General features: G+C 33.8%; 19 protein-coding genes. 5 read left to right on the top strand and 14 right to left on the bottom strand.

The window, feature by feature from the left end:
- Window positions 1-85 precede the first annotated feature (85 nt).
- Both E0F98_RS08805 and E0F98_RS08800 read left to right on the top strand, forming a co-directional pair.
- Window positions 86-850 (top strand): MBL fold metallo-hydrolase, encoded by a 765-nt coding sequence (locus tag E0F98_RS08805; RefSeq protein ID WP_132110564.1) that lies wholly within the window; start codon window positions 86-88, stop codon window positions 848-850.
- Window positions 851-861: 11 nt separating this feature from the next.
- Window positions 862-1,362, top strand: a complete 501-nt coding sequence (locus E0F98_RS08800) for a hypothetical protein (RefSeq protein WP_132110562.1) — start codon at window positions 862-864, stop codon at window positions 1,360-1,362.
- Between the two features lie 43 nt (window positions 1,363-1,405).
- On the opposite strand, the gene E0F98_RS08795 is transcribed toward E0F98_RS08800, so the two are convergent.
- From E0F98_RS08795 to E0F98_RS08780, 4 genes are all read right to left on the bottom strand, one after another.
- Window positions 1,406-2,044 (bottom strand): alpha/beta hydrolase, encoded by a 639-nt coding sequence (locus E0F98_RS08795; RefSeq protein WP_132110560.1) that lies wholly within the window; start codon window positions 2,042-2,044, stop codon window positions 1,406-1,408.
- Between the two features lie 73 nt (window positions 2,045-2,117).
- Window positions 2,118-2,444, bottom strand: coding sequence for a hypothetical protein (locus E0F98_RS08790; RefSeq protein ID WP_132110558.1), 327 nt, complete (start codon window positions 2,442-2,444; stop codon window positions 2,118-2,120).
- A gap of 6 nt (window positions 2,445-2,450) precedes the next feature.
- Window positions 2,451-3,707: a dihydroorotase gene (locus tag E0F98_RS08785; RefSeq protein ID WP_132110556.1), complete on the bottom strand. Its 1,257-nt coding sequence runs from the start codon at window positions 3,705-3,707 to the stop codon at window positions 2,451-2,453.
- A 45-nt stretch (window positions 3,708-3,752) separates the two neighbouring features.
- Window positions 3,753-5,681, bottom strand: coding sequence for a BatA domain-containing protein (locus E0F98_RS08780; RefSeq protein WP_132110554.1), 1,929 nt, complete (start codon window positions 5,679-5,681; stop codon window positions 3,753-3,755).
- A gap of 226 nt (window positions 5,682-5,907) precedes the next feature.
- Between E0F98_RS08780 and E0F98_RS08775 the strand changes: the two genes are divergently transcribed.
- Window positions 5,908-7,017: a lactonase family protein gene (locus E0F98_RS08775; protein WP_132110552.1), complete on the top strand. Its 1,110-nt coding sequence runs from the start codon at window positions 5,908-5,910 to the stop codon at window positions 7,015-7,017.
- A gap of 57 nt (window positions 7,018-7,074) precedes the next feature.
- On the opposite strand, the gene E0F98_RS08770 is transcribed toward E0F98_RS08775, so the two are convergent.
- The 8 genes from E0F98_RS08770 to E0F98_RS08735 form a co-directional block, all read right to left on the bottom strand.
- Window positions 7,075-8,427, bottom strand: a complete 1,353-nt coding sequence (locus E0F98_RS08770; RefSeq protein ID WP_132110550.1) for a DEAD/DEAH box helicase — start codon at window positions 8,425-8,427, stop codon at window positions 7,075-7,077.
- Window positions 8,428-8,669: 242 nt separating this feature from the next.
- The gene (locus E0F98_RS08765) at window positions 8,670-11,222 is read right to left on the bottom strand and encodes a T9SS type A sorting domain-containing protein (protein ID WP_207917093.1); all 2,553 of its coding nucleotides are present in this window, start codon (window positions 11,220-11,222) and stop codon (window positions 8,670-8,672) included.
- 124 nt (window positions 11,223-11,346) lie between these two features.
- Window positions 11,347-12,627 (bottom strand): YaiO family outer membrane beta-barrel protein, encoded by a 1,281-nt coding sequence (locus E0F98_RS08760; RefSeq protein WP_243699219.1) that lies wholly within the window; start codon window positions 12,625-12,627, stop codon window positions 11,347-11,349.
- Window positions 12,628-12,651: 24 nt separating this feature from the next.
- Complete coding sequence (locus E0F98_RS08755) at window positions 12,652-14,073, bottom strand: glycosyltransferase family 2 protein (protein WP_165929300.1); 1,422 nt, start codon at window positions 14,071-14,073, stop codon at window positions 12,652-12,654.
- 11 nt (window positions 14,074-14,084) lie between these two features.
- A complete protein-coding gene (locus E0F98_RS08750) occupies window positions 14,085-15,191 on the bottom strand; it encodes a hypothetical protein (RefSeq protein WP_132110546.1) in 1,107 nt (368 codons plus the stop codon).
- A 5-nt stretch (window positions 15,192-15,196) separates the two neighbouring features.
- Entirely contained in the window at window positions 15,197-15,556 is a 360-nt protein-coding gene (locus E0F98_RS08745; RefSeq protein WP_132110544.1) for a response regulator transcription factor, read from the bottom strand.
- A gap of 326 nt (window positions 15,557-15,882) precedes the next feature.
- Window positions 15,883-16,647 (bottom strand): TIGR02757 family protein, encoded by a 765-nt coding sequence (locus E0F98_RS08740; protein WP_132110542.1) that lies wholly within the window; start codon window positions 16,645-16,647, stop codon window positions 15,883-15,885.
- 67 nt (window positions 16,648-16,714) lie between these two features.
- The gene (locus E0F98_RS08735; protein WP_132110540.1) at window positions 16,715-17,380 is read right to left on the bottom strand and encodes an ABC transporter ATP-binding protein; all 666 of its coding nucleotides are present in this window, start codon (window positions 17,378-17,380) and stop codon (window positions 16,715-16,717) included.
- 220 nt (window positions 17,381-17,600) lie between these two features.
- Here E0F98_RS08735 and msrA point away from each other — a divergent pair, with 220 nt between their 5' ends.
- Together msrA and E0F98_RS08725 are read left to right on the top strand one after the other, a co-directional pair.
- On the top strand, window positions 17,601-18,179 hold the full coding sequence (gene msrA / locus E0F98_RS08730; protein ID WP_394345847.1) for a peptide-methionine (S)-S-oxide reductase MsrA: 579 nt from the start codon (window positions 17,601-17,603) through the stop codon (window positions 18,177-18,179).
- Window positions 18,179-18,478: a hypothetical protein gene (locus tag E0F98_RS08725; protein WP_132110538.1), complete on the top strand. Its 300-nt coding sequence runs from the start codon at window positions 18,179-18,181 to the stop codon at window positions 18,476-18,478. Before msrA ends, E0F98_RS08725 begins: the two co-directional genes overlap by 1 nt.
- Window positions 18,479-18,485: 7 nt before the next feature.
- On the opposite strand, the gene E0F98_RS08720 is transcribed toward E0F98_RS08725, so the two are convergent.
- Together E0F98_RS08720 and E0F98_RS08715 are read right to left on the bottom strand one after the other, a co-directional pair.
- A complete protein-coding gene (locus E0F98_RS08720; RefSeq protein ID WP_132110536.1) occupies window positions 18,486-18,788 on the bottom strand; it encodes a DUF6787 family protein in 303 nt (100 codons plus the stop codon).
- Window positions 18,789-18,820: 32 nt separating this feature from the next.
- A complete protein-coding gene (locus E0F98_RS08715; RefSeq protein ID WP_132110534.1) occupies window positions 18,821-19,255 on the bottom strand; it encodes a DUF6146 family protein in 435 nt (144 codons plus the stop codon).

Here is a 19,255-nt window from a genome sequence, read left to right as displayed (position 1 = left end):
TATGGCTAATATGTTGCAAAGTTAGTTAAATAGGTTTCTAATGAAAGATAATTAATCCTATTTTTGTAAAAAAATCAAAGAGCAATTGAAGGTATATTTTTTAGGCACTGGTACATCACAAGGGATTCCTGTTATTGGCAGTAATCATCCGGTATGTAATAGCACTGATTTGAAAGACAAAAGGCTTCGCGTTTCTGTTTGGATTAGTTGGGACGATCATTCTTATGTAGTTGATTGTGGTCCCGATTTCAGGCAACAAATGCTTGCCTCTAAGTGTCAAAAAGTAGACGGAATTCTTTTTACTCATGAACATGCAGATCATACCTCAGGTTTAGATGATATTCGTCCATTTAATTTTAGACAAGGAGAGATTCCTATTTACGCACATAATCGTGTTATTGATAATCTTAAGGAGCGCTTTGAGTATATTTTTAGAACCGAAAATCGATATCCTGGTGCGCCTTGCGTCAAAACGATTGAAGTGATCAACGATGAACCCTTTCAAATAGGAAATAAAGTAGCGATTCCTGTAAACGTAATGCATGGTGATCTACAGGTGTTTGGTTATAGAATTGATGATTTTGCCTATCTGACTGATGTAAAAACGATAGACGATATTGAAATACAAAAACTTAAAAACTTAAAAGTATTAGTAATAAATGCTTTGAGGGAAGAGCATCATTTCTCCCATTTAAATCTGGAGGAAGCCTTAGCTTTAATTGAATTGGTTCAACCAGAAAAAACTTATTTAACTCATATTAGTCATGTCTTCGGTTTTCATGAAGAGGTGCAAAAAAAGTTGCCAGAGAATGTCTTTCTGGCTTATGATAATTTAGAAATCACACTATAATAAAATTTAAAATGAAAAAATCCTTTCTTCTCTATGCCTTTATAATTCTTGCTCTAATGCTCGTTTTTACCTATAGTTTTTATAGTAAACAAGTCGCTTATGAACAGGACAGATATGAAAAAACGACTAAAAAATTAAGAGACAGTTTGAATTCGGTTACTACTAAATTGAATGATGCTAATTATTTTTCTTTGGAAAGAAATGAAAAAGCTCAGAATTATTTCGAATCAGGAACTTCAGAAAAAATGATTAAGTACGAAGAATTAATCCCTTATGTGACGGAGAAATTATTAGACTACAATTCGAATCCAAAAGGGAATCCTTATGTAGGTCAAGATCAAATAGGGGCAAATAAGTTTATCATAAACAAGGTGAAAGTGCTTAACCACCGATGGATTATTGCTGATTACAATGATGGAGATATATGGGGTGAAGTATTATTGAAATACTTTGTCAATGAGGATGAAAGCATATCGTTTGAAGTAAATCAAACGCTACTGTATCAGAAATAATAAAAAAAGGTTCCAAATTTTGGAACCTTTTTTTTGCTTTATTTTATAACCAGTTTTTAAAATCTGTAAATATCTGAGGCGATATTCCGTGTCCAATAGGGTATTCTTTGTATATAGAATCGATTCCTAATGCGTCTAAAAATGGCGTTGTATTTCTAGCCCAAGTTACCGGGATTACTTGGTCAACGACACCATGAGAAGCAAATATCTTTAGTTTAGACAGATCGTTATTTCGATAGTTTTCTTCAAAAATTTCGTCATTTACATAACCACTCAATGCAATTACTTTGTTGATTTTTTCAGGATGTGAAAGCGCAATCGCATAACTCAATATTGCACCTTGGCTGAAGCCCAGTAAGGAAACAGCTTTTGCATCAATTGGATATTTAAGAAGCAGTTCGTCAATGAAACCAGCAATTAATTCGCGAGAAGATTTTGCTTGTTCATTATCTGAAAATTTATTTTGATCAGCATCAAAATTGATGGCATACCAAGCATAACTTCCGTATTGTAAGTCATAAGGTGCTTGTGCAGATACGACATAATATTCATCAGGAAGTTCATTTGCAAATGAAAATAAATCTTCGGCGTTGCTGCCGTATCCGTGAAGTAAAAGTAAAAGTGGGTTTTTGTCTAATTTTATTTTTGGCTCTCTAATGAGATATTGTAAAGATGAATTCATTATGGTTTATGTTTAAAAAACCATGTCAAAGCTTTAAACATTGACATAGTTGAGGAATTTTTGAAATTAATATTTAAGAGATATTCGAAAACCATTTTTGGAAAAGCTCACCTACAAGAGGCATTGGTTTTGTTTCTCCTTTTATCGCGCTGAAAATACCATAAGACCACAGTACAGAAACGCAAATCCACATTGGTGCCGAAATAAGTAGGCTATTAAAATTACTGATAATTAAACCCAGTGATATGAATGTAAGAGTAATTCCTAGTCCTTGGCGGATATGAAATGAAGCAAATGTATTTTTATCTTCAGAGTTCATGGACATGGCGATAAAAACCCCTATACCTAAAATATAGCTTGTAATCGCTGCCGTCTTTCCTTTTTCAATTGTATTGTTCATGTTGTATTATTGTGATACTATTAATTTTCCTTGGTTTACAATTCCGTAAACTTTTCCTTTTGTTTCGGTACCTAAAAATGCTGAGTTTTTAGATTTAGATAAGATAGCTGCTTTGGTGAAAACGCCTTTTCCTTCTGGTGTGAATAAACTCAAATTTGCTTTGGCTCCTTCTTCAATAGGATAGCTTTCAATACCAAAAACTACTTTACCTGAAGTCAATTTTTCTACGACTGTTTCTAATGGTAAAACGGTCATCAAAGCGCCAAATGCACTTTCTAAACCTATAGTTCCATTTTTGGCCATATCAAACTCCATTTTCTTATGTTCGATATCGATAGGATTGTGGTCAGAGGTAATCATATCGATGGCGTTATCTTTTACTGCATTGAGCAACGCTTTGCGATCTGTCTCCATGCGTAATGGAGGCGAAACTTTAAATCGGGTGTCAAAACCTTCTAGTTTTTCATCAGTCATTACTAAATGATGTACGGCTACGCTGCAGCTAACCTGCAATCCTTTTGCTTTTGCTTCTTTTATTAATTGAACTGATTTGGCTGTAGAAACAGTAGGAATGTGCAATTTACCGCCAGTATATTCTAATAAAAATAAATTTCTCGCTATTTGTAATTCTTCGGCAAGATTTGGAATTCCTTTTAATCCTAATCGAGTGGAAACGATTCCTTCGTTAACCACACCTTGACCTTTTATTTTTTCATCTTGCGGAAAAGCAATTACCAATCCGTCGAAATCCTGAACATATTGTAAGGCAATTTTTAGCAAATTAGCATTGTCTTGGCTTTTATTATAATCTCCAAAGGCAACTGCTCCGCATTTTTTCATGTCATAGATCTCAGCCATGTCTTTTCCTTCACTTCCTTTTGTTAAAGCTCCAATAGCGAAAAGCTGTGTAGCACTTTCCATCGCTTTATTCTGAACAAAGTTCACTTGCGATTGATTATCAATAATAGGGAAGGAGTTGGGTTGCAAAGCGATAGCTGTAAAACCACTTTTTGCAGCAACATTTAATCCATTCGCAATCGTTTCTCTTTCTTCATAACCGGGTTCGCCCAATGAAACGCTACTGTCAAACCAGCCTTGTGATACATGGAGATTGTCCAATTTTATTTCTTCGGTTTTGTCTGCATTGGGAAGGGAAGTAGCTATTTTTTTTATAAAACCATCTACAATTAAAATATCTACTGTCTTGTTGTGAAAAGGACTGTTTGAATCGATAATTTTGGCGCTTCGGAGGATAAATTTCATATATAGAGACTATTTTTTTGTTTTGTGGAGTCCAAAAACAATTAATTATTTCAGGAATCGGATGATTGCCATTTCAGTGACTAGAAAGAGCAGTGCAAAGATAACAAACCATTTCCAAATTTGATTATCCAATCGGTTGGTTTGTAAAGTATCAAATACTTTTGCTACTGAATCTATTGTTTTGTATCTAGAAAGTACGTTTTCATTGACAGCGCTAAGGTCACTTTCGGTTCTATCGAAGTTAAAACTGATGTTTTCTACAAATTCCTTTTGGTTATAAATTCCGTAATTCCCAGCTTCTTCTGGATAATCATTAAACGTTAATTTCACTTTGCTATTTATGATTTGCTGAATCGGGATGAAATTTTCAGCAGCATTTTTTACCGTAAGAATTGCATCTTTCGATAAAGCTACATCCACTAAATATGGATTTGTATTCCCGATAGTTAGTGCGTTTATTCCTTTTGGCTGATTGTTCATTGCCATTTTATAAAAAGTGGGAACGATAAGCGGAGATTGTTGAAAGTTTGAATTTGTAGTGTTTATAGGTGCTGAAAAAACATAGACACTAGAAATTGCATTGGGCAAAGCCGTTAAAAATGCACTTTGATCGTCATTATAAAGCGCGGCCGGATTTGAATTTGATAATGAAAAGGAACCGCTTGTTTTTGGATATTGAAAATTAGTAATTTTATTTTCAAAAACAGATTTAAACAACGGATGATTGAAATTGATTTTCGTGATTAGTTTCTCTCCAACTTCAAAAGATTTAAATTGGATGCCTCCAAAATCACCTAGAAACTGATTCAAATTTGCTGCAGTATCTTTCTCTGATGGAATAACGATAAGACTGCCGCCTTTTTCTACAAATGACTTTAAAGTTGTCTGGAGCGCTTGCGGAATTGCATCGAGTTCATTTAAAATAATGACATCTTGTTTATCAATACTGTTGTAATCTAATGAGCCAATTGTAGAATTGGTGAAATTAAACTCACCATCCGTATAAATCCGACTTAAAAAGTTGCTTTTTTCGGCGGCGCCAATGCTTATGACATTCGTCTTTTTTATTTTTGAAATAGTGAAATATAAGGTATTGTCATAGCTTAGACCGTTATCAATGATGGAGATATAACCATGAAAAGGCTGTTTAGGGATTGTGAAATTGATGCTTTTTTTGTTGGTTTCGAAGTTAACAGCGGTTTTTGCAACCAGTTTATTTTGGTTGTAAATCGCTATAGGAACCGCATTCAAATCAGCACCATGATGCGATAATTCAACTGCGATATCATAGAAATTATCTGAGATATCATTGATATAAACGCTGTCAATTGAAGTATTATTCTTTTGTTCTGACTTCGGGATTATAAAATAAGGAACATCATTTTTATCCCGGTTTTTGAATTGTTTTTCGGTAAGACCGATGCCATCTGTGATAATGACAATATCTTTCTTAAAAGCAGATTTATGAGCTTTTACTTTTGTCATTATGCGATCTAGTTGAAACGGCGTAGCACTGTATTTCAAGTTTTGGAGTTCCGTACGAATGGATTTAATATCAGTATCCCAAAAGTCTTCAGAATTTGTAAGCAATGAGAAATTAGTGTTTTCGGGAGTATCTTCCAGTAATTCCTGAACGGCGCGCTTTAGTAATTCGCCTTTTTTGCCTTTAGCCTGCATACTAAATGAATTGTCTAAAATAATATACATTTCATTGTTTGCATTTAGCTTGTCTTTGGCTTCAAAAAAGGGTTGAGCAAAAGCTAAAATGATACAGCTAAGTAATAATAATCGGCAACTTAGAAGCAACCATTTTTTTATTTTCGAACTTTTTCTAGTTTGGACAGAAAGGGCTGCGAGGAATTGTACGTTTGTAAAATATTCTTTTTTAAAACGACGAAATTGAAATAAATGAACCAAAATTGGTACAATCAGCAACAAGAGAAAGTATAAAATTTCGGGATGTTTAAATTGCATTCTTTGATCGAGTTAGCTGCATTGGATTATATTCTCAATGAAGATTGAATCAAAAATACAAATTTGTACACAGTTGCATGATGCTATTGTTTAAAATTTTCGGTTAAGATTCACTTTTTCTTTCACTTTTTAACAAATGACATTTTTATTGACTTTATATTCTTGGAACGTAATAAATAGACTGCCATATATTATGTATTTTAGCCTTAAAATATAATTTACAAAAATGAAAAAACAATTTATAACATTACTGATCGTTTTAATTTCCAGTAGTACTCAAGCACAGGATTCTAAATTCAATTTGGTAATAGGAACTTATACGAATAAGTGCGACAGCAAAGGAATATATGTTTATGATTTTGATTCGGATACAGGAAGTTTTAATTTGAAAAACACTTCTGAAAACGTTGTGAATCCAAGTTATTTGACTGTTTCGAATGATAATAATTATGTATATGCTGTAAATGAAAATGGGGCCGAAAGTGGTGTGAGTTCTTTTGGATTCGATCCTTCGAGCGGAAAATTAAATTTTATAAATCAACAAAGTTCTAAGGGAGCTGATCCTTGTTACATTATTAATGACGATAAAAATGTAATCGTTGCTAATTATTCAGGTGGGAATATATCCGTTTTTGGGAAAAATGGTGATGGAAGTCTAACCGAAGCCAAACAAGTAGTTTCGCATTTGAGAAAAGCGAAAGATGGAAAAACCCAGAAAAATCCTCACGCACACATGGTGTATTTTTCTCCAGATAAGAAATATGTTTTGGCTAATGATTTAGGGAATGACATGGTTTATACCTATAAGTACAATCCAAATTCTGTTTCTGAAACTCTAAAAATAAAAGATAGCGTTTCCGTAAAAGCAGGAAGCGGACCACGACATTTAACCTTTAGCAAAAACGGAAAATACGTTTATTTACTGCAAGAATTAGATGGAGCATTGACTGTTTTCAAGTATTCGAATGGAAAATTGAAAAAAATTGATGAAGCTACTGTTGTTGCAAAAGATTTTAAAGGAAAAAATGGTGCAGCTGACATTCATATTTCACCAGATGGTAAATATTTGTATGCCTCTAATCGTGGAACAGCAAATGACATTTCGATTTTTAAAATCCTTAAAAACGGAAAATTAGAATCAAAAGGTCAAACAAGTACTATGGGGAAAGGACCTCGGAATTTTGCGATTGATCCAAGTGGTAATTTTCTTTTGGTTGCGCATCAATATACAAATGATGTTGTAATTTTTAAAAGGGATAAAACTACTGGCGCGCTTACAGACACTGGAAAAAAAATAGAGTTGTGTGCTCCCGTTTGCTTGGTTTTTGTAAAGTAGTTTTCAGTTATCAGTGGTCGGACCAATTGCCTGGCCACTGATAACTAAATACTGGGACTATTTTTTCTTGTCTTTTCGCTTTTTGTCTCTCGTTTTTAGCATGTTACGATTGACAGATCCATGAGTTTTTTTCTTGGTAACTCCAGGTCCACCCAAATTGACTTTCTTATTCTTTTTACTTTTTTCTTGGAAAGCACCATCTCCATCAAGTGTTTTCTTTTTCATTAAGAACTTAACAACTTGACGTTCTTTTTCGGGCTCAATTAACTTAGCCGAAACTTCTACTGCTTCAGGGAATGCCTCAATAGGTAATTCCATGTTCATTAGAACTTCGATTTCCACTTTAGCTTCTTCCTCTCTGGGAGCAACAAAACTAATTGCTTTTCCTGTTTTATCAGCACGTCCCGTTCTACCTATACGGTGCATGTATAATTCTGGCATTGCAGGCATTTCGAAGTTGATAACATGGGTAATATTCGAAATATCTAAACCTCTGGCCATAATATCGGTAGTGATAAGTCCGCGAAGATTTCCTTCTTGGAAAGAAGCCATCGTACTTAGACGATAATTTTGAGATTTGTTTGAGTGAATTACTCCAAATTGATCTGCAAAATCTTCATCGATACGTACGTGAAGCATATCAGATATTTTCTTGTTGTTTACGAAAATCAACACACGACTCATGTCTTCATTTTCTTCTAACAAGTGTTTAAGCAAGTTTACTTTAGTATTAAAGTTAACTGCATGATACGATACTTGTTGAATGTTTTCCAATGGAGTTCCAGATGCCGAAAGAGTAACTTCTTCGGGATAATCGAAGTAGTCATTTAATATAGCGTCTACTTCGTCAGTCATCGTAGCAGAAAATAATATGTTCTGACGTTTTTTAGGCATCATCGCTAAAATAGCAGTCAACTGAGTACGGAATCCTAAATTCAACATTTCGTCGAACTCATCGATAACCAGTTTTTGCATTTCTTCAAAACGAATAACATTGTCTAATGTTAAATCCATTATCCTTCCCGGTGTTCCTACCAGTATGTCGCAACCTTGATAAATTGTTGTTTTTTGAGTGTTGATGTTTACACCACCAAAAATACCAACAGTACGAACTGACATGTATTTCGTTAATTTTTCTACCTCCTCTACTACTTGAACCACAAGTTCACGCGTAGGCACAAGTATCACAATTTTAGGAGTGTGCCCCGGAAGAAATTTGTATAATTTTAATAAGGGTAATAAATAGGCAAATGTTTTACCCGTTCCCGTTTGTGCAATTCCCATCATATCACGACCTGACATTATCACAGAAAAAGTTTTTTCCTGAATAGGAGTAGGCGTTGTAAACCCTAAATCATCTATTGCTTTTTGTACAGATTTAGGAAGGTTGAATTGCTCGAAAGTGGTCATTTGCTTAAATTTTTTGCAAAGGTACGTTATTTTTAAGGATACTCCTATTTACAATGGTAATGGTTTCATTTTGAGCTAATAGATTAATGATAAATTAATTAAAGTGGATATAAAAAAGATTGAGCCCGATATAGTATCGAGCTCAATATTGTCAACTTTTATGATGACTTGACAAAGTATAAAATAGCTTTCAAAATTATATACAAAAGCTTTTTCCTTTTTTTTAATAAATGAATTAAATCTTATTTCTTGATGATCTTGGCAGAGGAGGTTTTTCCGTCTATGATACCTATAAGATAATAGATTCCCGTTGGAAGATTACTTAAATTTATGTTTGCCGTTCGATCGAAATTAGGATATGAATTCATTTTCTTTCCGGTGCTATCAAAAATCATCAACTCATCAAAGTTTGTAGGTGCTTCCACAGTTAAAATATCTGCTACTGGATTTGGATATACATTTATGCGTGTTTTAAAGGAAGTGATACTTAGGTTAGGTTTTTTAACATTTAGTACAACCGTGGTAGGTGTAGATAAACTATAACCGTCATAAATAGCATATTGAAAAGTATCTATTCCAACGAAATTAAGAATAGGAGAATATTCAAAAGAACCATCGGTTTGTAATGTTAAAATTCCGCTTTTAGGATTTTTAAAAACAACTGTCATTTTTTCTGTTCCGTCTAAATCAAAGTCGTTTTTGAGTAAACCGTAAGGAGCATTAATAAAGGCAGGATAACTACCATCATTAAAAGTGTACTCATCACTTACGCTTATGGCACTAGTGTTGAATTTCTGTAAATTGTCCTGCATCACGTAAAAAGAAACTTTTCTTTTCTCTGGAATATTTTTTAAATCAAGCGCATTCCAATCATTCCAAACAAATCTATCGGCGTGCTCAAACCAATTTTGCTTGTAATAGGCATTTATTTTGATTCCATCAGTAACAATTTCTTCTTTCGCTTGGGTTTCTTTGGTGTCGTTTAGTACGGTTTTAGTGTTTGGAGCTACAAAATTAATGTAGTTCCAAGGCAAACGAATGTGGATTGATTTATCGGCAATAGTCACCGCATCTTTAGAGGAATACGGCTGAAAATCATAATTTACCTGTAATTTTCCAATGTATTGGATATCAGCATTAGAATTAGTACCGTTATTTTTAACTCTAACTATATTCCAGGGTTTACCATCAGTAGCTACTGAATGGTACAATTGGTTTGCTGTAGAAACATTATGCCAGTTCCCAAAAGTATCATACGCTTCGGTAACATACAATTCGGCAGAATGATTGGTTATTTTTATGGCAAATTCACTTCTGTTGGGGATGCTGGCTCCATTAGGAAGCAAAGATTCTCCAAGAGTTGTATCATAAGTGTCTAAGGCTACCCAAAGTTCATCGATGGTTTTAAAATTATCTTTTAGCTCTAGCTTGATTTCTAAAAATTTGAGGTTTGCATCTGCACTTATTTTTGTTACGGCATCTGCGCGGTTATCTTTCAAGGTTTTAAATTGAGAGGGCTTTTCGAAGCTTAATAAACCAAAATTTTGTTCAGCAGAATTAAGGTTTTGCCACAGCACTCTGCTTTCAGGAGAATAATCCAAAGGATCTGCTAACCAAGTTCTTTTAAACCATTCGTCTGTAAGTGAAAATTGGATTCCACCACCACATTGGGTGTCAAAAATCGACTGTAAAATTCTCATATCTGTAAGACCTTGATTATATTCATCAAATCCTCCGTGATTCATGCCTGATGATGTGTAATGTGCCGTAGTCCAACTACTAGGAACGCCATATTCAGCAATTATTAATGGGAATTTTGTATAATGCGATTTAAGATCTTGTAAATAGGCTTTGTAGCTATTTGGACCAAAATTATCAGAAGTATTTTGATAAGAAGCCTGATTACCAATGAAGTCGGGGTAATACGGATAGGCATGATAGCTCATGAAAATCCCCGATGGAGCGTTTACGATTTCAATTTTAGACAAATTAATTTGCTGACTGTCTTCTGGATCATTTACTTCACCCGTATGTGTCAATGGGTCTAATGTGGGCCAGCTTGAAAAACTAATAGGTCTTTGTGTATCAAAAATAGTTTGTTCAAAATCAAGCGCGAAATCCATCATTCTTGTTTCCCACTGTTCGGCAGGGGAAGCATTCGCTATTTTAAGATGTTTACCTGTAAATTGCGTGTCATTTGGGTTTGAAAGATTGGTCGTTGCAACTTCTTGCGGCATAACTTCTCTACCGATGATATAAGCCAGACACCATTTTGACACGTCAGATGTATAACTACCGGAAGCTTTTCCAAATCGTTCTGGAATTGTGTTGTCTCCATGCAAAGCTTTTATGTTATCCTGAATTTCTAATTGAAAAGTGTTAGTTAGATAATTTAAGTCGTTATTATATCCCGGGGCCTCTTCGTCAAGCCAAACTCCCTGCATAAAAAGTAAAGGATTGTCAGAATGAAGGTTGTTATAATCACTTAAAGCTTTATAAAAACGTGGATAATGCAAGGTGTAAATTCGGAACGAATTGAAACCCGCCGCTTTCATTTCTTCAAACCAATGATAATATTGCTCATAAGAGGGAGCCAATTCTCCTGGGAATGTTCCGGGAATACCAACTCCTAAATTAGTTCCTTTTATGAAAAAAGGAACGTATGCTTCCCCATTCCAAATAGTTAAAAAATCCTTGTTTGTGGCATAAGGATATTTATTGACAGTCTGTCCAAACGCAGTTGTACAGAATAGGATAAGGTTTAACAATAATACTTTTGTGTAATTTTTTTTCATATTTTTTTTCATTTAACTTATTTGTAAACTCATAAATTTCTTCCTAATTTTTCCAAGGCTATATCCTATTTTTTTTTAATTCTATTTCGTGGCTTCCAGTTCGAATTTCGAACTGGAAGCAAATTTATCTGAAACGCACATCCCAAGTAAAGGCTACGAAATAAACCCAATAATAATCACCAGGACTGGATAGTTCTTCCTGATGCGTTATTCCGAATTGAGTATTGTAAATATTTAGCTGATTGCGAGAAGTAAAATTATAACCTAAATTAATTTTTTGCGATTTCAATCCTATTTTGACGTTATCCACAGCCGTGTAATTGAACTGGTTTAGCTCGGGCGAATATCCCACACCTGCTGAAACACTGAAATAATTATCGGCATCCGATCGGTATTTTCGATAAGTCAAAGCCCCAGAAAAACTGGTTCCCAAATCTCCCGGAGTAAGATAAGGACGAAACGACCAGTAGCTGTTACCCGTGTACCAACTTACAGAAGCAGTGTAGAAATTAGTTGTGGTTGCATAATTCAGCGTACGAAAACCAAGGGAGGCTTCGAGACCGTGAGGTAATGCTTTGAAAAGTTCAGCACCGTATTTTGTTTTAGGGAAAAGTGAAGAATTTGAATATCCTGCATTAATGTAACCATAAAGTCCATTAATAATTTTAGGATACATTTCTATTTCTAGCTGTGTACCGTTAGTATTTAATTTCCTGTTGAAATTCAGTTTAGCAGTTACAAATCCCAGTTTAGTTTGGCGTCCATATTTCAGACTATGATATTGAATAGGTTCGAAAATTTCAGAAAAAAAATCGGCTGACACAATTAAACCGATAGTATTGAGACTTACCTTTTTTCGTAAAATGTATCTAAGTTCTTCTGCTTTTTGGTTATCTGGATTTTCCTGAAGTATCAAATTGACAGTATCCAAAGCATCCGAATTTTTTTCTATCTGTTCCTGGGACTTGGCTTTTAAGAACAATATGTCCGCGTCTTTTGGAAAATGCTCTAAGGCTCTGTCAGACATTTTTAAAGCGATAAAAGGAGCATTTGCCCATAATTCATTTTGAATTATTCCCTGCCAGGCAGGCTTGTTTTTTGGATCTTTTTCTAAAACAACTTCAAATTCCTTTTTTGCTTTTTTATTATCTCCGTCCCATCCATAAGTCGTCGCCAAGTAAATACGAACATCATGATAATCTGGATATTTTGTCAAAATAAAAAGTAAAGTATCCTGTGCTTGTTTACGTTGATTGTTAGTTGCTAAGTCTCGTGCAGTGTTGAAGGCGCCGTCTGGATCTCCGCTGAATTCTTTTTCTTGCCCCAACATTTGAAAGGCACATAAAAAAATCAGTATAACACTTAGTTTTAAAATTATTTTACAGATCATTTTTTTAATCTCCATCTCTTAGATTTATATTTTAAATATTTAAACTTTAGACATTCCAGTTCTAGTCATTTCTCCCCATTTTTTCTTTTTGTTAAAATAGTAGTCCATGTTTCCTCTAAAAGCAGCGTATAATATGAACGGATGAATGACAAATGGTTCTAAGAAGGTGATAAGAATTAATTTAATTCCTGTTCCTTTTTTCTTGTATTGATGATAAGTAAGTTCTTCAGAAATTATGGATATTATCGAAAACAAAACAGTAAATAAATAGGCTACAAGTATAAAAGCAAGGGTGTAATCCCATCTTACTTTTTCGTAAGCAATAAGAACTCCAAAATAGATTAGTCCTAATATCTCGATTATAGGTGCCATTCTTTCGAATAAAAACCAATAGGGATAACTTAGAAGTCCCATCGCTCCGTAATTTTTATTGAAGCCAATTTTTCGGTGTATTTTCAGTGTTTCTATAGTGCCACGAGTCCAGCGATTTCTTTGAGAAATAAATACTTTATAACTATCAGGAGCTTCTGTCCAGCAAAGTGGATCAGGAATATAGGCCACTTTATATTTGGGTTTGCTTTCTAGTTCTTCCATATAGCGTCTCATTCGAACAATAATTTCCATATCTTCTCCTACAGTTTTAGTGTCATAGCCTCCCACACTAATTGCAATCTTTTTATCGAATAGTCCAAAAGCTCCTGAAATAACTAACAATCCATTTAACCTGCTCCAAGCCATTCTTCCAAGTAGAAAAGCTCGTAAATATTCTAGAATTTGCCCTTGGAGCATCAGTTTATTTGGAAGGTTGATTTCAAGCATTTTACCTTCTTTAATAATGCACGAATTTGCAATCCTAATTACACCGCCGGCAGCAATAACTTGCGTGTCTGTAGTTTCGAGAAAAGGTTTGACCAATTTGAGTAATGCGTCTTCGATTAACAGACAATCGACATCGATACAGGCAACATATTTGTTAGCACTAATATTCAATCCCATATTAAGAGCGTCTGCCTTTCCGCCATTTTCTTTATCAACAATTATTAATTTTTCAAAGGCTGGATTGGTTGATTTGTATATCCCGTTTCGAAGTGGTTTTGTAGGTATCTGCTCATTAATTAGGAAGTCTACTTTTACCAAATCGTAGGCTGCGATAAGCTTTTCTAAACTGTCGTCTTTACTACCGTCGTTTACAATTATAACGTCATAATTAGCGTAATGACAGGAAAGTAATGACCGTACATTTTCAATAATATTTAAACTCTCATTATAAGCCGGAGCTATGATGGAGATTGAAGGAGAAATATTAGAAGATAAAATTTTGTTGTAGTTAACAAAACTATTCTTCTTCATATAGGCGATACTCTCAATTATAGAAATAATCCCTAGAACAATGTAAGATCCTATAAGTACAAAACTATAGAGGAAAAATAAAAACCGCATAACGAGGATAAAATTATTCATAGAGGAAGTGCTTAATTTAATTCTAAATGTTTGATAATTTTAACAAAATCAGGATCCACAGACAACACCTTAAAACTATTGAAATCTTCTAGACTTAATTCTTTTAAAATTGTCAGTGCTGAGAATTTAATTTCAAAATTTGGATTTTGGATATTATCCAGAATAAATGGCTTGTCAGTCACTTCATAGGTGTTTTCCATCATTGTAAAAAAGGCAATTTGTTCTTCTATAGCAAGCTCATCAAAATTTCCAATTAATTCTGGTTTAGCTTCTATAATACTCAGGTGGCTGATTACTTCAATTGCTTGAATTCGCACTGCTAACGAAGGGTGTTTTAAAAGTGAAATAAGCTCGTCCTTTGCGCCATAACGATTGTATATTTTGGCCATTTTTAAAGAAAAAATCACTACAGATTCATTAGATGATTTAAGCCAGTTGTTTATACCCGAAATTTCCTGAGTTTTCAGTAACTGCAGCACTTCTAATAATTGGATTTGGTCCCATTCTGATATAGGGGTTTTTATGTCATTCAAAAAATCCAGACCTTTAAAATGAAACAAACTAACAAGGTACAATTGTATTACACTTCGCACTTCACTTTTGGGATGGTTGATATGCTTTTTAACTAAATCTTCAACTTCCTTTACTTCAAACAGCGTAAGTTCTCTGATTCCTTCAGCAATTAAATTCCATTTTTTATTTTTTATTTTCCAAAGGGAATGTTCTAGCAAACTAGTTTCTACATAAAGTTTATTGATCGAATTAGCCATTTCTCCAGAAATTTCATAACTCAACTTTAACATCGTTGCAATAAGAATGTCTTTTCTATACTCTTTAGAAGTTTCTTTTTTTAAATCTTCAATGATTAATTGTTGCTCTGAACTAATTTTATCACTATCCTCATCAGCTGAATATAAATAGGTGATAATTTTAGTTTCAAATTCTTTTCCTAAGGTCTTTTTTGATTTTTCATTTCTGCGTAAGATCGTTCTTAAAAATTTCAAATAGATTAGGACAGCAATAATGGAAGCGATTAGAATTACTATTAGAATCCATACTAATTCAATGACAACAGAAGAGCTTTTAAAAAGATCAATAAAATAATTACTCGAAATCATATCTATTATCGCAAAATTCGTTTTACTCTATTAACCATTTCATTTGGACTAAAAGGTTTTGTCATAAAATCAGTAGCTCCTAATTTAAAGGCTTTTAGTACTATTTCTTCTTGGCCTGATGCCGAAAAAACGATTATAGGAGTGCTGTTTTTTAATGTATTACGTACATGACTTATGATTTCAAGTCCGCTAATAAAAGGCATCATTATGTCTGTTAGAATTAATTCAGGATTGTGTTCCTCAATTAGCGCTATCGTTTCTTTTCCATTTTCGGCAATTAGAAGCTCGTATCCTTCTTTTTCTAACCGGAATTTAAGTAATAAGGATAGCATTGAATTATCTTCGGCTATTAAAATCTTTTTCATATTAATGTCGTATCATAATTTTAGTTCACTCGAACTTGATCTTTTATACTGATGTATACGTATTATTCTTTCTCTGAGTTTTTATTTTATAAATAATTTCCTGTCTATTTTAAAAAAGACTGCCATTTTTTAATATTTATTTAGTGCGAAAATAGTGTAATTTGTTCATGATAAACACGATAAAGTGTTAAATGTACCGATGAATAACATATCTATTTCCTTTTAATATCAAAAATAGGTTGGTAACAATCCCAAAAATCCGTTTTATACAAGAGATATTTTATAAATAGAGCAAATATCTGCTGGAAAACAGTATAATTTGAATATTAAAATCCTTCAAAAACTCCCAATCCAAAGAGTGCAAAATCATATTTAACGGGATCCGTTGAATCTAATTTCCGAAGTTGTAAATCTAATTCCGCTAGTGCTTTGCCATCATTTTGTTTTCGAGTTAGCAGCCCAAGTTTTCGAGCAACATTACCAGAATGGACGTCTAAAGGGCAAGACAAAATAGAAGGAGAGATACTTTTCCAAATTCCTAAATCTACTCCTTTGCTGTCTTGGCGACACATCCATCTTAAATACATATTAATTCGTTTTGCCGCCGATCCATTCATAGGGTCAGAAACGTGTTTTTGAGTACGTTGTGCATGTGGGATTTCGAAAAATATTTTCTTAAACTCAGAGATGCTTTTTTGTATTGAAGGTGTCTCTTGATTTTTAGAAAAAACAGCTTCGAGACCATCGTGATTCGTATAAATATTTTGAAGACTTTTTATAAAAAAGCTAAAATCCTGGCCGTTAAAAGTACGATGTACGAAAGATTCTAATCTTTGTAAATCATCCTCAGTATGAGACATCACAAAGTCAAAAGGAGCATTTCCCATCAAATCGATCATTCGATGCGAATTTTTGATAATCATAGTCCGATTTCCCCAAGCAATGGTTGCGCTAAGAAAACCGGCGATTTCGATATCTTCTTTTCGAGTAAAGAGATGTGGTATTTGCACCGGATCACTTTCTATAAAGTCTAGGGTATTGTATTGAATGACTTTTTCGTCGAGAAATGATTTGAGTTCAGCTTGATTCATTGAATGAGATACGGATAATATGGATTTTTCTGTTTATTCAGAACAGAATACAGAATACTGCGAATGATTACTGTTTGCTAATTTGGCCATCGACCATCACCAGTTTTCTGTCGGCCATGTTCGCTAATTCTTCGTTATGCGTTACAATCACAAAAGTTTGACCAAATTCGTCACGCAATTTAAAAAACAATTGGTGCAAGTTTTCTGCCGATGCGGTGTCAAGGTTACCAGAAGGCTCATCGGCAAATATAATCGCCGGTTTATTTATCAATGCGCGTGCAACCGCCACTCGCTGTTGTTCTCCTCCTGAAAGTTCATTGGGTTTATGATCAAGTCGGTGCGATAATCCTAGAAAGTCCAATAATTTTTTTGCCTCAGTTTCAGTTTCTTGTTTTGATTTATTGGCGATATAAGCAGGAATACACACATTTTCTAATGCTGTAAACTCAGGTAGTAACTGATGAAACTGAAAGATAAAACCAAGATTTAAATTTCGAAATTTAGAAAGGTTTTTATCATTCATTTTCAGAATGTCTTCATTGTTGATGCGAAGCTCTATTTCCTTTTCTTCTGATGGTCTATCCAAAGTTCCAAGGATTTGCAAAAGCGTCGTTTTTCCTGCGCCAGAAGCACCAACAATAGAAACGATTTCACCTTTTTTAATATGTAAATCCACTCCTTTTAAAACATGGAGTTGGTCGTAATATTTATGTAGATTTTTGGCATGTATCATAGGAAGCTCTTTGCTGCAAAGAAACAAAGATTTAAATGAATATTTAATGACGAACAAAATAATTTTGATGGCGTAAACTATAAAATTTAGTTAATTAGAAATAGGAGAGACTTTTTAAAACCCTAAATTTGAATTACAAGAAGGGTGTTACGGATTTAAAGACAATTTTATTTTATTTGTAATGTTGTTAATTTCGAAATGTAAACTGAAAAACAGTAGTATGTACCCTAAATTAAAATACTTAAAAACTATGGAAATAGAAAAAGGAATGGAAGTAGCTACGTTTGCAGGAGGTTGTTTTTGGTGTACAGAAGCAGTGTTTTTAGAATTAGAGGGAGTAAATAGCGTTGTTTCAGGATATATTGGAGGAGAGACGATTAATCCTACATATAAAGAGATTTGCGGTGGCGACACAGGTCATGCTGAAGCGATTCAAATCACTTTTGATCCGGAGGAAATATCATTTGGCGAACTCTTAGAAATATTTTTCGCCACCCATGATCCTACTACATTAAATCGTCAAGGAAATGATGTGGGGACTCAATACCGCAGTGAAATTTTTTATCATAGCGAAGAACAGAAAAAAACAGCTGAAGACTACATTGATTTAATGACGAGAGAAGATACCTTTGGAAAGACTATTGTAACTGCTATTTCCCCAGTATCAAAATTTTATGAAGCGGAGGATTACCATCAAAATTATTATAACGGTAATAAAACGCAAGGCTATTGCTCTTACATCATCACTCCTAAGATAGAAAAATTGAAAAAAGTGTATCACGATAAACTTAAAAAATAATGGAAAAAGTCGGGCTGCAGTTGGATAGAAACACTAAAAAAAGAGATCTATTTCTAGGTCTTTTATTTGATGCTATTGGGATGTTATCTTTTACAGTCCCTATGATTGGTGAGTTTTCAGATGTTATTTGGGCGCCAGTTGCAGCTTATCTCATGACAAGAATGTATAAAGGAACTGCAGGTCGAGTAGGTGGAGTGGTCGCTTTTTTAGAAGAAATACTCCCATTCACTGACTTTATACCTTCTTTTACATTAATGTGGTTCTATAATTATGTTATAAAAAGAGAAAGTAAAAGTTAAGTCTTTTTTATGTTCTAAAAAGAAAACCTAAGCCCATGCTTTTAAGCATTTTTTGCTCAAATGCCCAAAAGAATTTAAATTGGCCCAAAAGAAATCCTACTAAGACCAAAAGCACTTGGTATATCGGAAAAATTATCAGTAAACGAACTGGAGTGTACCACAAACCGAAATCTTCTTTCATAATTCCCAGCCAAAAACAAACGGGTTTTGATAGCCAAGCCGAAGTAGATCCAGTAATTGCAAAGCCGATAAATATAATGGCTAGTTGAAAATTGGACTCAATTTTCCAACGTTTTTTTAATTCCTTCATTTTTATTTATAATGATTACAAATATAGTAACATTATCTCGAAGGAACATAACCAAAAAGTTTTTGTTTGTAGGTATTTTGAAAATAGACCAGGTAGTTATAAAATAAGTAATTCACCTCATATCCATAATCGACATTTTGATCATAGTTTATGGTCATTTCGTATAGATTGGGATTATAGTGAAAAGGTTGCAAAACCCTACTATTCCATTCGCTGATCCACAATTTATTTTTGTTTTCTAAATAAGATTGAGAGTGATAATTCCTAGAGAATGCCCTTGACGCTAACCAAGAACTGTAACCTGGATCAATTATGATTACTTCATATTCCAGTTCCTCGTTAGCAATTCTAACAGTATCATTAGCCGTAGGATTCGGGTTTTCTGCTTTAGAAACGACTGACTTTGAAGTATTACAACTAATTATGACACCTAAAATTAATACTATTATGTAAACCTTATTTTTCAT

This window comes from Flavobacterium hiemivividum (genome assembly GCF_004349145.1).
GTDB classification, from domain to species: Bacteria; Bacteroidota; Bacteroidia; order Flavobacteriales; family Flavobacteriaceae; genus Flavobacterium; species Flavobacterium hiemivividum.
The sequence above is the reverse complement of the archived record's forward strand: the minus strand, read 5'-3'. Positions and strand labels throughout refer to the sequence as shown.

Excerpts from the sequence above, each read along its gene's own strand:
- E0F98_RS08800 (WP_132110562.1), top strand. The coding sequence starts at position 862 with ATGAAAAAATCCTTTCTTCTCTATGCCTTTATAATTCTTGCTCTAATG.
- E0F98_RS08795 (WP_132110560.1), bottom strand. The coding sequence starts at position 2,044 with ATGAATTCATCTTTACAATATCTCATTAGAGAGCCAAAAATAAAATTA.
- E0F98_RS08790 (WP_132110558.1), bottom strand. The coding sequence starts at position 2,444 with ATGAACAATACAATTGAAAAAGGAAAGACGGCAGCGATTACAAGCTAT.
- E0F98_RS08785 (WP_132110556.1), bottom strand. The coding sequence starts at position 3,707 with ATGAAATTTATCCTCCGAAGCGCCAAAATTATCGATTCAAACAGTCCT.
- E0F98_RS08780 (WP_132110554.1), bottom strand. The coding sequence starts at position 5,681 with ATGCAATTTAAACATCCCGAAATTTTATACTTTCTCTTGTTGCTGATT.
- E0F98_RS08775 (WP_132110552.1), top strand. The coding sequence starts at position 5,908 with ATGAAAAAACAATTTATAACATTACTGATCGTTTTAATTTCCAGTAGT.
- E0F98_RS08770 (WP_132110550.1), bottom strand. The coding sequence starts at position 8,427 with ATGACCACTTTCGAGCAATTCAACCTTCCTAAATCTGTACAAAAAGCA.
- E0F98_RS08765 (WP_207917093.1), bottom strand. The coding sequence starts at position 11,222 with ATGAAAAAAAATTACACAAAAGTATTATTGTTAAACCTTATCCTATTC.
- E0F98_RS08760 (WP_243699219.1), bottom strand. The coding sequence starts at position 12,627 with ATGGAGATTAAAAAAATGATCTGTAAAATAATTTTAAAACTAAGTGTT.
- E0F98_RS08755 (WP_165929300.1), bottom strand. The coding sequence starts at position 14,073 with ATGAATAATTTTATCCTCGTTATGCGGTTTTTATTTTTCCTCTATAGT.
- E0F98_RS08750 (WP_132110546.1), bottom strand. The coding sequence starts at position 15,191 with ATGATTTCGAGTAATTATTTTATTGATCTTTTTAAAAGCTCTTCTGTT.
- E0F98_RS08745 (WP_132110544.1), bottom strand. The coding sequence starts at position 15,556 with ATGAAAAAGATTTTAATAGCCGAAGATAATTCAATGCTATCCTTATTA.
- E0F98_RS08740 (WP_132110542.1), bottom strand. The coding sequence starts at position 16,647 with ATGAATCAAGCTGAACTCAAATCATTTCTCGACGAAAAAGTCATTCAA.
- E0F98_RS08735 (WP_132110540.1), bottom strand. The coding sequence starts at position 17,380 with ATGATACATGCCAAAAATCTACATAAATATTACGACCAACTCCATGTT.
- msrA (WP_394345847.1), top strand. The coding sequence starts at position 17,601 with ATGTACCCTAAATTAAAATACTTAAAAACTATGGAAATAGAAAAAGGA.
- E0F98_RS08725 (WP_132110538.1), top strand. The coding sequence starts at position 18,179 with ATGGAAAAAGTCGGGCTGCAGTTGGATAGAAACACTAAAAAAAGAGAT.
- E0F98_RS08720 (WP_132110536.1), bottom strand. The coding sequence starts at position 18,788 with ATGAAGGAATTAAAAAAACGTTGGAAAATTGAGTCCAATTTTCAACTA.
- E0F98_RS08715 (WP_132110534.1), bottom strand. The coding sequence starts at position 19,255 with ATGAAAAATAAGGTTTACATAATAGTATTAATTTTAGGTGTCATAATT.